At 48.3% G+C, this 13,998-nt stretch carries 14 protein-coding genes and 1 other RNA gene; 6 read left to right on the plus strand and 9 right to left on the minus strand.

Features of this window, described 5'->3' with window-relative positions:
- Window positions 1-42: 42 nt before the first annotated feature.
- Window positions 43-636 carry a nucleotide exchange factor GrpE gene (grpE, locus tag A7Z29_RS18915; protein ID WP_010351929.1) on the minus strand — a complete coding sequence of 198 codons (594 nt, stop codon included), beginning with the start codon at window positions 634-636 and terminating at the stop codon, window positions 43-45.
- Between the two features lie 122 nt (window positions 637-758).
- On the opposite strand from grpE, the gene nadK reads away from it, so the two are divergent.
- The 3 genes from nadK (at window position 759) to bamE (ending at window position 3,877) form a co-directional block, all read left to right on the plus strand.
- The gene (nadK, locus tag A7Z29_RS18925) at window positions 759-1,637 is read left to right on the plus strand and encodes an NAD(+) kinase (protein ID WP_001059169.1); all 879 of its coding nucleotides are present in this window, start codon (window positions 759-761) and stop codon (window positions 1,635-1,637) included.
- Between the two features lie 85 nt (window positions 1,638-1,722).
- Window positions 1,723-3,384, plus strand: a complete 1,662-nt coding sequence (gene recN / locus A7Z29_RS18930) for a DNA repair protein RecN (RefSeq protein WP_105280593.1) — start codon at window positions 1,723-1,725, stop codon at window positions 3,382-3,384.
- Between the two features lie 148 nt (window positions 3,385-3,532).
- Entirely contained in the window at window positions 3,533-3,877 is a 345-nt protein-coding gene (gene bamE / locus A7Z29_RS18935) for an outer membrane protein assembly factor BamE (protein ID WP_001203438.1), read from the plus strand.
- A 57-nt stretch (window positions 3,878-3,934) separates the two neighbouring features.
- Here the strand turns inward: bamE and A7Z29_RS18940 are convergent, their stop codons facing one another.
- Both A7Z29_RS18940 and ratA read right to left on the minus strand, forming a co-directional pair.
- Complete coding sequence (locus A7Z29_RS18940; RefSeq protein WP_032226002.1) at window positions 3,935-4,225, minus strand: RnfH family protein; 291 nt, start codon at window positions 4,223-4,225, stop codon at window positions 3,935-3,937.
- Window positions 4,215-4,652, minus strand: a complete 438-nt coding sequence (gene ratA, locus A7Z29_RS18945; RefSeq protein ID WP_024191158.1) for a type II toxin-antitoxin system toxin RatA — start codon at window positions 4,650-4,652, stop codon at window positions 4,215-4,217. Before ratA ends, A7Z29_RS18940 begins: the two co-directional genes overlap by 11 nt.
- A gap of 170 nt (window positions 4,653-4,822) precedes the next feature.
- Here ratA and smpB point away from each other — a divergent pair, with 170 nt between their 5' ends.
- The 3 genes from smpB to A7Z29_RS18960 all read left to right on the plus strand — a co-directional run bounded on the left by smpB (window position 4,823) and on the right by A7Z29_RS18960 (window position 6,887).
- Window positions 4,823-5,305, plus strand: a complete 483-nt coding sequence (gene smpB / locus A7Z29_RS18950) for an SsrA-binding protein SmpB (protein ID WP_000162574.1) — start codon at window positions 4,823-4,825, stop codon at window positions 5,303-5,305.
- A 215-nt stretch (window positions 5,306-5,520) separates the two neighbouring features.
- Window positions 5,521-5,883: a transfer-messenger RNA gene (ssrA, locus tag A7Z29_RS18955) on the plus strand.
- A gap of 233 nt (window positions 5,884-6,116) precedes the next feature.
- A complete protein-coding gene (locus A7Z29_RS18960) occupies window positions 6,117-6,887 on the plus strand; it encodes a TdeIII family type II restriction endonuclease (protein WP_105263913.1) in 771 nt (256 codons plus the stop codon).
- A 32-nt stretch (window positions 6,888-6,919) separates the two neighbouring features.
- Here A7Z29_RS18960 and A7Z29_RS18965 read toward each other — a convergent pair whose 3' ends face one another.
- From A7Z29_RS18965 to A7Z29_RS18995, 6 genes are all read right to left on the minus strand, one after another.
- Window positions 6,920-8,317, minus strand: a complete 1,398-nt coding sequence (locus A7Z29_RS18965; RefSeq protein WP_105263914.1) for a DNA cytosine methyltransferase — start codon at window positions 8,315-8,317, stop codon at window positions 6,920-6,922.
- Between the two features lie 581 nt (window positions 8,318-8,898).
- Entirely contained in the window at window positions 8,899-10,602 is a 1,704-nt protein-coding gene (locus A7Z29_RS18975) for a hypothetical protein (protein WP_105290632.1), read from the minus strand.
- On the minus strand, window positions 10,602-11,147 hold the full coding sequence (locus A7Z29_RS18980; RefSeq protein WP_000200800.1) for a baseplate complex protein: 546 nt from the start codon (window positions 11,145-11,147) through the stop codon (window positions 10,602-10,604). Before A7Z29_RS18980 ends, A7Z29_RS18975 begins: the two co-directional genes overlap by 1 nt.
- Window positions 11,119-11,844: a hypothetical protein gene (locus A7Z29_RS18985; RefSeq protein WP_105290633.1), complete on the minus strand. Its 726-nt coding sequence runs from the start codon at window positions 11,842-11,844 to the stop codon at window positions 11,119-11,121. Before A7Z29_RS18985 ends, A7Z29_RS18980 begins: the two co-directional genes overlap by 29 nt.
- Window positions 11,834-12,421: a tail fiber assembly protein gene (locus A7Z29_RS18990; RefSeq protein WP_105290634.1), complete on the minus strand. Its 588-nt coding sequence runs from the start codon at window positions 12,419-12,421 to the stop codon at window positions 11,834-11,836. Before A7Z29_RS18990 ends, A7Z29_RS18985 begins: the two co-directional genes overlap by 11 nt.
- Window positions 12,421-13,995 (minus strand): phage tail-collar fiber domain-containing protein, encoded by a 1,575-nt coding sequence (locus A7Z29_RS18995; protein WP_105290635.1) that lies wholly within the window; start codon window positions 13,993-13,995, stop codon window positions 12,421-12,423. Before A7Z29_RS18995 ends, A7Z29_RS18990 begins: the two co-directional genes overlap by 1 nt.
- Window positions 13,996-13,998 lie beyond the last annotated feature (3 nt).

The raw sequence follows: 13,998 nt of genomic DNA on the forward strand, positions 1-13,998 counted from the left end.
AGCATTCACATGCCGGGCCGTAATTTATTACGAAAACAGTAATTAAGCTTTTGCTTTCGCTACAGTAACCATCGCCGCGCGAATCGTACGACCGTTCAGCGTATAACCTTTCTGCATAATGCCCAGTACGTTACCCGGCGCTACATCATCAGATTCCACCATTGCGATAGCCTGATGCACATTCGGGTCCAGCGGCACGTTAGTTTCGGCAATCACATCAACGCCAAACTTACGTACTACATCCAGCATCGACTTCAGCGTCAGCTCAATGCCTTCAACCATCGCAGACATATCCGGATTAGCTTTATCAGCCACTTCCAGCGCGCGATCCAGACTATCAATCACCGGCAGCAATTCGTTGATGAATTTTTCCAGCGCGAATTTATGCGCTTTTTCGATATCCAGTTCAGTACGACGACGCAGGTTTTCCATTTCCGCTTTTACGCGCAAAATGCCGTCACGTTCACGGGTCTGAGCCTCAGCCAACTGAGCTTCGAGATTCGCAATTTTTTCATCGCGCGGATCCACCTGCTCAGCAGAAGCGTCTGGCTCAACTGCCTCAATCTCTTCGTGCTGATCCATGATAATTTCTTCCGGGGCTTGCCCCTCAGGCGTTTTCTGTTCTTTACTACTCATGAATTTCTCCGCGTTTTTTTCGCATTCATCTCGCTAACTTCGCTTATTATGGGGATCAGTTTCAGGGTTTCAAGGGAAGCACTCACATTGTCATCAATCTTCGCAACAAGGACCTCGGAAAAATGAATAATCATTTCAAGTGTATTGGCATTGTGGGACACCCACGGCACCCTACTGCACTGACAACACATGAAATGCTCTACCGCTGGCTGTGCACAAAAGGTTACGAGGTCATCGTCGAGCAGCAAATCGCTCACGAACTACAACTGAAGAATGTGAAAACTGGTACGCTCGCGGAGATTGGGCAACTGGCTGATCTCGCGGTAGTCGTTGGTGGCGACGGTAATATGCTGGGCGCGGCGCGCACGCTCGCCCGTTACGATATTAAAGTTATTGGAATCAACCGTGGCAACCTGGGTTTCCTGACTGACCTTGATCCCGATAACGCCCAGCAACAATTAGCCGATGTGCTGGAAGGTCATTACATCAGCGAGAAACGTTTTTTGCTGGAAGCGCAGGTCTGTCAGCAAGATTGCCAGAAACGCATCAGCACCGCGATTAATGAAGTGGTACTACATCCTGGCAAAGTGGCGCATATGATTGAGTTCGAAGTGTACATCGACGAGATCTTTGCGTTTTCTCAGCGATCTGATGGACTGATTATTTCGACACCTACAGGCTCTACCGCCTATTCTCTGTCGGCGGGTGGCCCAATTCTGACCCCCTCTCTGGATGCGATTACCCTGGTGCCCATGTTCCCGCATACGTTGTCAGCGCGACCACTGGTCATAAACAGCAGCAGCACGATCCGCCTGCGTTTTTCGCATCGACGTAACGACCTGGAAATCAGTTGTGACAGTCAGATAGCACTGCCGATTCAGGAAGGTGAAGATGTCCTGATTCGTCGCTGTGATTACCATCTGAATCTAATTCATCCGAAAGATTACAGCTATTTCAATACATTAAGTACCAAACTCGGCTGGTCAAAAAAATTATTCTAATTTTATGCCAGCCTCTTTACTGTATATAAAACCAGTTTATACTGTACACAATAACAGTAATGGTTTTTCATACAGGAAAACAACTATGTTGGCACAACTGACCATCAGCAATTTTGCTATCGTTCGTGAGCTTGAGATTGATTTTCACAGCGGCATGACCGTAATAACCGGCGAGACCGGCGCGGGTAAATCTATTGCGATAGATGCTCTCGGCCTGTGTCTCGGTGGTCGCGCTGAAGCCGACATGGTGCGTACCGGCGCTGCCCGCGCTGATTTGTGCGCCCGTTTTTCTCTAAAAGATACGCCCGCAGCACTGCACTGGCTGGAAGAAAACCAACTGGAAGATGGCCACGAATGCCTGCTTCGTCGTGTTATCAGTAGTGATGGCCGCTCTCGTGGTTTTATCAACGGTACGGCTGTTCCGCTGTCTCAGCTACGCGAACTGGGTCAGTTGCTGATTCAGATCCATGGTCAACACGCTCATCAGTTACTCACCAAACCTGAGCATCAGAAATTCCTGCTTGATGGCTACGCCAATGAAACGTCTCTGCTCCAGGAAATGACCGCACGTTATCAGTTGTGGCATCAAAGCTGCCGTGACCTCGCGCATCATCAACAGTTAAGTCAGGAACGCGCTGCCCGTGCGGAACTGCTGCAATACCAATTAAAAGAACTTAACGAATTTAATCCGCAGCCCGGAGAGTTTGAGCAAATCGACGAAGAGTACAAACGTCTGGCGAACAGCGGTCAATTGCTGACCACCAGCCAGAATGCATTGGCATTAATGGCCGACGGTGAAGACGCAAACCTGCAAAGTCAGCTTTACACGGCTAAACAACTGGTGAGCGAATTGATTGGCATGGACAGCAAACTGTCCGGCGTACTTGATATGCTGGAAGAAGCTACCATCCAGATTGCTGAAGCCAGCGACGAACTGCGCCACTACTGCGATCGTCTGGATCTCGATCCCAACCGACTGTTTGAACTTGAACAGCGCATCTCAAAACAGATTTCGCTGGCACGTAAACATCACGTCAGCCCTGAGGCATTACCACAGTATTACCAGTCGCTACTGGAAGAACAGCAGCAACTGGACGATCAGGCCGACTCACAAGAAACGCTCGCGCTGGCGGTAACGAAACATCATCAGCAGGCACTGGAAACCGCGCGCGCATTACACCAACAACGCCAGCAATATGCAGAAGAACTTGCACAGCTGATCACCGACAGTATGCATGCGCTCTCAATGCCGCATGGCCAGTTTACGATTGATGTTAAATTTGACGAACATCACCTGGGCACTGACGGCGCTGATCGTATTGAGTTTCGGGTAACCACCAACCCAGGTCAGCCAATGCAGCCTATTGCCAAAGTCGCCTCCGGTGGTGAATTGTCCCGTATCGCACTGGCAATTCAGGTCATCACCGCGCGTAAAATGGAAACCCCGGCGCTTATTTTCGATGAAGTGGATGTGGGGATTAGCGGTCCGACAGCGGCAGTTGTCGGCAAACTGCTACGTCAGCTTGGTGAATCAACCCAGGTGATGTGTGTTACCCACCTGCCACAAGTCGCAGGATGCGGTCATCAACACTATTTTGTCAGCAAAGAAACCGATGGTTCGATGACCGAAACGCATATGCAATCCCTGGATAAAAAGGCGCGGTTACAAGAGCTGGCGCGCCTACTTGGCGGCAGTGAAGTCACACGCAACACGCTGGCGAACGCGAAAGAACTACTGGCAGCGTAAACTTTTTTCCTGCTTCACGGTCAGAATAAACAGCAAAACGCCGTAAGACCGGAAAGCAAAAGGTTTTAAAGTGATGAAAGGTCTATTATCATCGGCATATTACAGATGAGCCACGTACTGCTCGGGCCCGAAAAGGAATCAAATCACTATGCGCTGTAAAACGCTGACTGCTGCAGCAGCAGTACTATTGATGTTGACCGCAGGCTGTTCCACTCTGGAGCGAGTGGTTTACCGTCCTGACATCAACCAGGGGAACTATCTGACCGCTAACGACGTGTCCAAAATACGCGTTGGCATGACGCAACAACAAGTTGCGTACGCATTGGGTACACCGCTGATGTCCGATCCATTTGGTACGAATACCTGGTTCTATGTCTTCCGCCAGCAACCAGGCCATGAAGGTGTAACGCAGCAAACTCTGACGCTGACCTTTAACAGCAGCGGTGTGTTGACCAATATTGATAACAAACCTGCGCTGAGTGGCAACGAATAAAACTTGCTGTTTATAGCGATTAAAAAAGGTGCTCAGTGAGCACCTTTTTTCTGCCTGCTATTTATTCGCCGATTTTTCTGCGCGCTGTCTACGAAGCTCTTTCGGATCGGCAATCAGTGGTCGATAAATCTCTACACGATCGCCCTCGCGCACGATATCGCTCAGTTTTGCCGGACGACTGTAAATGCCGACTTTATTTTTAGTTAAATCGATATCTGTACGCAATTCCAGCAAACCACTTGCGCGAATTGCCTCTTCAACCGTCGCGCCCTCCAGCAATGTTACACGCTGCAAATACTGCTTCTCTGGTAACGCGTAAGCTACCTCTACAGCAATTTTACCTGGCACTATAAACCTCTTTTGCTCGCACGGTGAAAGCCTGCACCATATTAGCCGCCAGCTCTTTAAACACGCGACCGAAGGCGAGTTCAATCAACTTATTAGTAAACTCAAAGTCGAGATGAAACTCGATACGGCACGCTTCCGGACTCAACGGTGTAAACTTCCAGCCGCCGATCAATTTCTTGAACGGCCCATCAACCAGATTCATCAGAATACTTTGGTTACTGGTCAACTGGTTGCGGGTAGTAAACGTTTTGCTGATCCCAGCCTTAGAGACATCTACCGCAGCGGTCATCTGTCCAGGAGTGGACTCCAGAATCCGACTTCCAGTACAACCTGGCAAAAACTGAGGATAAGACTGAACGTCATTCACTAACTGATACATTTGCTCCGCGCTGTAGGGAACGAGTGCGGTCCGGCTAATTTGAGGCATAACAAATTCCATCAACAAAAATCCAACAAATAATATCATTTATCCTGCTGTAAAAAAAACGCTATCCCGGCGCTGGGTAACATCGTGTTCATGCTAAGATAGAGCCTTGTCCCCCGCAGGATTGATATGGGGTATTTTCGATTTCAGATTACCGATGATTCACGACGCTTATGACGAAGAAAAAAGCACATAAACCTGGTTCAGCGACCATCGCGCTTAACAAGCGCGCCCGTCACGAATACTTTATTGAAGAAGAGTTCGAAGCGGGACTTGCCCTGCAAGGCTGGGAAGTTAAATCCCTGCGCGCAGGAAAAGCCAATATTAGCGACAGCTATGTCCTTCTGCGCGACGGAGAAGCGTTCCTGTTTGGCGCAAATATCACGCCGATGGCTGTGGCTTCCACACATGTGGTGTGCGATCCTACTCGTACCCGCAAGTTACTTCTCAATCAGCGCGAACTGGACTCATTATATGGTCGCGTCAATCGTGAAGGCTATACCGTAGTGGCGCTCTCTCTGTACTGGAAAAATGCCTGGTGCAAAGTGAAAATCGGCGTCGCGAAAGGTAAGAAACAGCACGATAAACGTTCCGACATCAAAGAACGTGAATGGCAGGTTGATAAAGCGCGTATCATGAAAAACGCTCACCGTTAAACCTGCATCACATATACTGACCAGCTCCTCACCGCGCCTCCCCTCTCCGGTGGCGCGAATGCACATCTTATCGGCTATCATATTTGATACAGATGTCGTCATCCCTTTGCTTAATCGAATAAAAATCATGCTACGCGGGCGCTAAATCCTGAACGATAACGCCATTGGGGCTGGTCATGACGCTCACAAATCTGGTATACTCGCCGTTACACATTGGGGCTGATTCTGGATTCGACGGGATTTGCGAAACCCAAGGTGCATGCCGAGGGGCGGTTGGCCTCGTAAAAAGCCGCAAAAAATAGTCGCAAACGACGAAAACTACGCTTTAGCAGCTTAATAACCTGCTTAGAGCCCTCTCTCCCTAGCCTCCGCTCTTAGGACGGGGATCAAGAGAGGTCAAACCCAAAAGAGATCGCGTGGAAGCCCTGCCTGGGGTTGAAGCGTTAAAACTTAATCAGGCTAGTTTGTTAGTGGCGTGTCCGTCCGCAGCTGGCAAGCGAATGTAAAGACAGACTAAGCATGTAGTGCCGAGGATGTAGGAATTTCGGACGCGGGTTCAACTCCCGCCAGCTCCACCAAATAAAACAAGGGGTTACGTGAAAACGTAGCCCCTTCATAGTTGGTTGAGTCCATATTGCGTCCACTTAGCCTTTCTTTTGGTCGTTCTGACCACATCAAGATCTAGGAAAGGATTTCAATGTTTGCTCTACCAACAGAGGATGGCGCTGGTAGTGCATTGCATGGTTCGTCGGTTAATACCTATAAGCATTCAACCAGCCTTTATTTTTTATAAAAGATAGGCGGTTTTCTCATGGATAAGATTTGCTATCAAAAAGTTCGAGCAGAGTTCATAAGCTGTGTTGAAAGGACATTACAGCGTCTTCAACAAGAAGCTACAATTATGCCCTTTCATTCTGCGCTCCTAAGTAAAGAAGCTGTGTTTTGGAGCCGTTTTGAAAGATCATTCAGCACTAGTTTTGGACAGTCGGTAATAGAAAGAATCTCAGCATTTATTGCACAGTCTTCAGGTGCAGAAAATGTCCAAACACAAAAAGAAACTTTCGTTACCATTGACCATGATCAATTAAGAGCCATAGAACATCATATTGGGCAACTAAGATTAAGAGGTTCTGGCGCTCGTCCTTGTTGGAACGATGATTATTCTCATATTCTACAGATTCACTCATCATCTGGTTTTGACGAGTTGCGCGTCATTTCAGACCTCTATTTTTTCAGAGATGGCAAGCATAATTATTTTTCGATTAAAACTGTAAAACCTAATATAGATCAAACAGCAGAAGCAAAACGAGATTTACTTAAGCTTAAAATTAATGACCCTGATTGCAATGTTTATTTCGGTTTATATTACAACCCATTCGGCGATCGTCGTGAATTATATAACTGGACTCCACCCATGAAAATATTTAATTTCCATACTGATCCTTGCATTTTAATTGGGCGAGATTATTGGGATACACTAGGTGGGCATGGAACATATGAAACTGTTTTAGAGATAGCTTCATCTGTAAGTGAAGAACTGCAACAAAAAATCAGACAGTATGGTATAGATAATTTTGTATAATCAGGTAAGGGAGGCTAACCCCCCCCTTATTTTTACACAGCCAAATTCAAATCAAGATCATCTTGTTCAGATAACTTTTCCTCTAAAAATAAATCAGATGTATTCTTATAGCGCGAATATTTAAACCCCGGATACTTCTTAGGTAAAATGCCATTATCAAAGTTAATCAGGTGTTTCCCTATAGCATAACCAAGCCCCACAGGAACAGCGTTACCAAGCTGCTTATATTGATCTAATAATTTCCCCTCAATAGCCCAAGAATCGGGAAATTGCTGAAGCTTTTTATATTCCTCTATAGATAAAGGCCTTACCTCTTCAGGATGAGCCAAATCAGTGGCAGGCATTGCAGGATGTGTAACTAATGTTGGTGACGGTTTGTCCCATGACAGCCGTCGTAAGAATCCCGTTTTACCCCCACCTGAAAAAAAAGAATTACCTAATGCTTCCTTTTGAAGCTCTATCGGTAGATTTTTCCAATACTCTCCAGGCCCAAGCATTCTATAATATTTTTTCCGTTTTTCAGGAAAATCAAGATGAGTATGATGAATGCCATTTAAATCAGCCACTGTTTCTGCAAATGTTTTCCAAACCGGTAAACCAAACTCTCCCGCTTGCGAATGTGTTGGTTCAAGGTAAGGTATTTTTCTACCATCACGGGAACACAACATTACGACACGCTCACGTGTTTGAGGAACACCAAAATTAGCTGCATTATAAAGTTCAAATGAGCAGCTATATCCATTAGCCTTTATCATTCTATATATATAACTTAGCACCCCCCCAGCCTGCTCTTCATTCTTCAGGGGGGGGAAATCCTCACCTCTCTCACTATGGGGACGATGTTGAAGGGGAGCAGACAATAATCCTCGAACATTCTCGATTATAAAATATCTTGGCCTGATCTCGAAAACTGTTTCAAGATACTTAAGAAACACGTTACCACGCTCATCTTCAAATCCTAAGCGTTTACCTGCGGTTGAAAAAGCCTGACAAGGAGGCCCTCCCATAATTAAATCAACTTCATCCCCAAGCGAAAGCCCAGCATGCTCTAAAATTTCTTGAGAGGAATAATCACGAATATCCCCAATTAAAGCCATATCAGGTTTATTTTTCTTTATCGTTTTACGCGCACTTTTATCAATTTCACATGCCAAGAGAGTCTTAAACCCAGCTTTCTCTAAACCTAAATCCAACCCCATTGCACCACTAAAAAAACTAAGAGCTATTGGTTTTGTAGTTTCAATTTTTGACATTCTATCTTCATCTTTCATCAAATTTTTTAGTTCAATAATATTGCTACTTTCCAGGAGCCATATCTTACCGGACTGTCTCGCCGAGGGTATCTTACCTTCACGACACAATGACCTTACTCTTTGTGGGGATATTCCCAATATGCTAGCAGCTTCACTCACAGTTAAAGTGGTACTCACTTTTTTTTTCCCAACCGATAGATGTCTATATACCAAATTTGCCAAGATACAGAAATAAAGTCAACGTTCATGAAAGACTTTTCAATCGTAGCCATTCCATGAAAGGCTGCTAAACCACGTGGAGCTTAGGTGTCAGTCATCAGCGTTGTTGGTGGAGCCGATTTTCAAATATTATTTAATATGATAAAAATAAAATTTTTGCTTTATAATCAAAATGATATAAAAAAACCTAATCATCTTACGGTTCTAAAAACTGTAATTACCTGAAATTCCTGTCAATCATTTCAGTTTCTGTTCTCCGCAAAGCCGCCAGTAATGGCGCGGTCTGGCGCTCAGGTTTGTAGAAAAATAAAACTGAAAAAATTTCCAGATCCAGAAACCGCAGGCGGGTGCGGTGTAGCGACGTTTTTGTCTGCGAAAGATTTATTTTGTCGGTGCATCGCTGCGCCAGCGCAGCGCCCGCACGATCTTTTATATGTGTTGCGTTGGGTTAATTTGTTGTTTTAAGTGCTGAGAACGCGTTCTGCTGCGTCTGAGGATGGGTATAAAAAAGCCCGCATTATGCGGGCGTGTGGTCATGGTCAGGCAATTATATTCTGGTACTTGCTCCGGGTCTGCCCGGCTTTCGTCGCCGTCTGGGTGAACGCGTCGGCATTAGTTGGCGTCCCAACGGTGGGGTGCGAATGGCTCGCGCATTGCTGTGCCAGTTCTGCCAGTAAATCAATGGTATCCAACATCATGGTCAGGGCGTTGATACTCTCACTGCCAATATGGACAGTTGCCCCCATGACCTGCTGACCGCCAGCGGCCACTGATTTACGCAGTGCGGCAATTTTCTCTGTCAGGCTTTCGCCAACCTCCACGGCTACAGCACCGCCCACTTTAGTGGACTGCTGTCCTGCTATGTCCGTTTCTTCGTTTCCTTCAATACTGGCCAGCCTGTTACCTTTCACCGCCTGGCTATAATCACCGGCACTTACCTGCTGGATGGCTCCGGCCAGCAATGTGGTGGTTCCCAGTACCGTGGTTTTATCCGTGGCTTTCACCGTGGTTTCACGGCTGACCAGTTCGCGCTGTTCCGTATCGGCTTTTACGGTTCGCGCCATCGATGTTTCACTGATGGTCTGATCGGTCTGTCTTACCCAGTCTCCTGCCTGAGTCACCCGCTGGGAAACTTCTTCCCGCTGCTGCTGCAATTGCTCACCGGGTTTAACGTCCGGCAGGCTGGTACCATCCGGCAGCGTCTGCCTGATAAAGGGTTTATCCGGTCTGCCTCCCGTGAATGCAACCTCAACCAGCGTCCCTTCTGGCGGAAACTGAAACATACCTGAATCATTCCCGGCCATTGGCACCGGCAGCGGCACCGCTGAGTAAACAGGCGTCTGATTGTCCGGGTTTCCGTCTGCGTCAAGCAGCTGAACGTCCACGGCGTAACGTGGCCGGAAGGGATCGGCAAAATTACCGCTTTTTACCGGCTCTGAATGCGCCACGACTCTGGCCATCTTTGGCAAATGAAGCCCGGATGCCAGTTCCGGGTAATGGCTTTCAATCTGCCGTTGTGCTGGTGTTTTCTGCAAAGGTTTACCCGTTGCGCGGTTTCTCGGCGTCCATGTGATCGCCATCGTGTCATTAGTCAGGTGAACTTTAGTCACGCGTTCACCGTTCATCTCCCCCCCTGGCCGCATAGTCTGGATCATTGGTAATGTCACAGAGTTACCACCAGCAGCCCCCTGGCTGAACTCTGAAGGGATTTCTACGGAACGACCGGCAAACAATGATTTTTCTGCGCCGCCGACGTAAAGCGAACCATCAGGCAACTGGTACCAGATGTAATCCTGGATACTGAACGCCCTGCCCAGATTGTTCAGCAACTGATAGCCGGTACCGTTATGGGTAAAATGTGGGATAGGGGTATCGCTGTACTCTGCATCAGGCACACTGACCGTGATCCCGCTGTTTTCTTCCAGCCAGCTGGCAACCTCGCGTAAAGTTGGATGTTGAAACGAACATGGCCACATCCTTTCAAACACACCTACCAGTTCACGAATGAACAGACGCTGAAAACCGTTTTCAGCGGGCTGCGATCGCTCCACATACCCCGTAAACCAGCGCAAAAGCAGCTCGGTATACCCCACATCCAGCCGCACCAGTTTTCCGGTGTAATCGGTTGTTGTCTCTGCGGTGATGAAGCCCCGGCCGCAGCTGTTCAGCTCCAGTACCAGGCTGGCATCCACGAGGTGAACTTCATTCGTTGAAAGGTAAAGGCGTTTTACTGGTTTCATCATTAACCCAAAGCATCATTGACGGGCTTCAGCACCTTGCGTTCAAACCACGTCAGTTTTTCTTCATCCTCTCCGGCAGACTGGCCACCGGACTGTCCCGCACTACCGGCAGTCTGTTTTTTTGCGGTCGTCTTACCTGTTGCCCTGGCCTCTCGCTTTTCCTGCACGCTGATATGTTCCGCCAGTGTGAATGTCACCAGCCAGGACATTTTCCCGTCCTGCTGGGGCGCATCCAGCATTCCGCTGAACGTTGCTTCACGAAAATTAACTGCACGGGCAACTTCATGCGCCACGCGGTACTTCTGACGATTACCACTGGCATCGGTAGCACTGGCCAGCTCAAAAATACGCTTCAGTATTTCAGGCTGTTTAAAAGGTATTTCACCGCTAATCCGCAGTTCCTTTCCCTTTGCTCCCTGCTCTGATTTTGTTGTGGCGCTGGTCTGGCCGGACTGATCTTTATCCTGAAACTGCTGTGAAACGGTCACCCGCATGTTTTTCAGCTGGATGGCCTCGCCATTAAGCGCCAGTGTCGGGATCGAAGTCATGAATCATTCCCTTTATTCCATCAAGATTATCGCCAACCAGCATCATGGCAGCGGTGTAAACGGCAGACTGCTGCGGAATGTCCCTCACCAGTTCCAGTAACGTGGTGCCGGTGTCTCCGCTGGCAGTAAAAACCCACGCCCTGGCACTTTTCCCCTGTAAATCATTCAGGCCGCTGGCCACATCACTGATAAGCTGGTCACGCAGCTGCGTGAACTCGCCCAGCTGTTTTTTCAGCCCTTCGATATCAAACCCGGCACCCGCCGCTTTTTGTGCCTTGCTGATTGCCGCAGCAGATAACGCAGCCCTGGTGGTTGGTACAGACAGTGGAATGGACGCAGGTAACGCTGCGGCGGCTTTCGCAGGGATCTGCATCTTTTCAATAGCCAGCGCAGCGGCGGATTGCGCCAGCCGTTTGACCTGCGTGAATGCCGGGGCGGGGAAAATTTCGACCAGGTTATTCAGGCTGGCCATAAAGTTTTCCTGCGTCTGTCCGGTGACCATCATAATCACCACGTCCGCATTTCCCCCTATTCCGGCCAGGCGTTCAGCAAGATAGCGAACAGCATTAACCGGGCTGAGATATGCCCCGTTCGCTGTCTGCTGTCCCAGCCCATAAATCCACGGATGCGCAGGGGCGATCGAACAGTTCAGCGCAGCAACAGAATCTGTGAAGGCCAGACGTGCTTCACGCCACATTTCCAGGCACCTCCGGCCACACAATTTCCGGAGCATCTTCCGGTTGAATACGGTTCAATAAAACCCGGAATTTTTTCCATGCAGTAAGTAGAAGTACTTCTTCTTCAGTCGCAATGTCTAAATCAACGGCATCCTGCAACGTGGCAATGGCGTCATTGGCCTGTTTAAGCAGGCTTTTCTTTTCGGCGTCTGCCTCGCTGACTAATGCAATTCGCATGGCCTCCGCATCATCCACCCACGCCTTACCATTCCATTTTTGCCAGGCATTAGCTGGTGCTAACGTGGTTGTCCTTTCCGGATAAGCGCCTGGCTCGGTGATCACCAGTTCATTACCGTTTTCTGTATCAAACACAACCTCACCACGGTGATCCTCACGGGAAATCCATCTTTGCTTCTCTGAATCAAAAATCGCCACAAACCCCGCTTTGATTGCCGGTGGCTTTATCGTGGTGCAGTTAGCTGGCAGTCCGGTATGCGCAGGAATAAAAGCATCACCCGAACCAATAAATTCATTCGTATCGGAACGCAGGTTATAAACAGTAACTGTTTGATCGGTTTCACTCATTTTAAAAGTCATTATGCGAGTCTCACTATGTAGTTAAATGCAATATTCTTAACTGTCGTTTCTGCGTTGCCCGACGCGGCGACGGTAATGGTGTGACTGTGTGCGCCTATTGCTACGGTATGAAAGTGAGCTCCAATTCCTACAGAATGGCTATGTGCGCCAATCCCTACAATATGAGCATGGTTGCCAGCCAAATCCGTATTACCAGTTGTTACGTTATCGCCGCCCTGACCTCTATTGATATCTCCGTTTTGAGTGGCCTGCCCCTTAACATATGTATGAGTATGTGCACCAGTTGTATCGGTTGTTTTGGTTCCGTAATCAAATGTGCTCACAGCTCTAGTGCCGTAGTCAAAGGATGATGTTGACTTCGTCCCCAGATCGGTACTGAATGCACTAGCGGTGTGGGCATGGGATTTATTGCCATCATCTTCATAGGACAAAACTGCACGGCCATCAGGTTTTCCTTTGATCGTCTGGCGGCGCATATCAGGAAGAACACCCGATGGGTATGCAATAGCCAGTCGCTGGTAAGCCACTGGATCAAACACCTGCCCCTGCATGATTGCGTGACCCGCTGGTGGAATATCAGTCGGCCAAGGAAGTGGTACTCCAACCGGCACAACATCGCTAATGCTTAAGACCGCCAGCTCACCCAGCCCAAGATTTTTTCTGGCTTCCGCCTTGTCATTGATATCGGTAAGGTTTGCATCCTTACGCAAAAAATCGCTGCTGGCCTGTTGATCGCTCAGACTGCCTTTTGGCCTTAAATCCGTGATGTTGCCATCCACATCAATGCTGGCCACCGCAAATACAAAATGCTGAATACCGTTCTGAACATAATCAGTCAGATTTTCTACAACCGTGACTTTACTCTGTACACTCCAGACACAGCTCAGAATCCCTGTCCAGCACACATCCAGCCAGACTTTTACCGACTTTGTCGTCACTGTAATATCCTGATTCGCATCCAGTGACACACGCAGTCCAGCCACATACCCCGTGCCTTTCGTGACATAAAACTGATTGCCGGTTTTGGCTACCAGATACCCGTTACCAAAAAACGCCGCCGCGCCATAAATATCTGTATTTTCCAGACGCTGGCGCTCATCCATTCCGGCCAAACGTGCAGTAAAATCAATCTGCCAGGTTTCAGCGGGCGTATTAATCCCAGTTTCTGTTTGTGCACCGTTGTACTCCATCAGAAATGAGCGGGTCAGCACGTTCCCCTGTTGCCCTTCTCTTGTTTTCAGTTTCTGCTGTGATGGTGCATGGACAATCATTGCCAGCGTACCGCTGGCCTTATTGAGCAAACCAATCCAGTTAAAACTGAAATCCCCCACATCTGCGCCCAGCACTACGGAATAGACCACCCTGTTTTCATCCACCACACCGGTACGGGTAACAGCTTGCCGGTGAACAATCTGTGCTGTCGGGGGCAACCCTTCATTGCGGTCAACAGGTGTATCCGGGTTTAAATCCGGCACACTGGCAAAAACAAATTCGTCCAGTAGTACCGGTTCACCCGTTGCACCCTGCTGTGCTTTCCAGTTTTCAAACGCCTGTGTGATGGCTGTCTGTGACATAAA

It is taken from the genome of Escherichia sp. MOD1-EC6842 (genome assembly GCF_002965705.1).
Taxonomy (GTDB): Bacteria; Pseudomonadota; Gammaproteobacteria; order Enterobacterales; family Enterobacteriaceae; genus Escherichia; species Escherichia ruysiae.

Coding starts and splice junctions, on each gene's coding strand:
- grpE (WP_010351929.1), bottom strand. CDS start 636: ATGAGTAGTAAAGAACAGAAAACGCCTGAGGGGCAAGCCCCGGAAGAA.
- nadK (WP_001059169.1), top strand. CDS start 759: ATGAATAATCATTTCAAGTGTATTGGCATTGTGGGACACCCACGGCAC.
- recN (WP_105280593.1), top strand. CDS start 1,723: ATGTTGGCACAACTGACCATCAGCAATTTTGCTATCGTTCGTGAGCTT.
- bamE (WP_001203438.1), top strand. CDS start 3,533: ATGCGCTGTAAAACGCTGACTGCTGCAGCAGCAGTACTATTGATGTTG.
- ratA (WP_024191158.1), bottom strand. CDS start 4,652: ATGCCTCAAATTAGCCGGACCGCACTCGTTCCCTACAGCGCGGAGCAA.
- smpB (WP_000162574.1), top strand. CDS start 4,823: ATGACGAAGAAAAAAGCACATAAACCTGGTTCAGCGACCATCGCGCTT.
- A7Z29_RS18960 (WP_105263913.1), top strand. CDS start 6,117: ATGGATAAGATTTGCTATCAAAAAGTTCGAGCAGAGTTCATAAGCTGT.
- A7Z29_RS18975 (WP_105290632.1), bottom strand. CDS start 10,602: ATGATGAAACCAGTAAAACGCCTTTACCTTTCAACGAATGAAGTTCAC.
- A7Z29_RS18980 (WP_000200800.1), bottom strand. CDS start 11,147: ATGACTTCGATCCCGACACTGGCGCTTAATGGCGAGGCCATCCAGCTG.
- A7Z29_RS18985 (WP_105290633.1), bottom strand. CDS start 11,844: ATGTGGCGTGAAGCACGTCTGGCCTTCACAGATTCTGTTGCTGCGCTG.
- A7Z29_RS18990 (WP_105290634.1), bottom strand. CDS start 12,421: ATGACTTTTAAAATGAGTGAAACCGATCAAACAGTTACTGTTTATAAC.
- A7Z29_RS18995 (WP_105290635.1), bottom strand. CDS start 13,995: ATGTCACAGACAGCCATCACACAGGCGTTTGAAAACTGGAAAGCACAG.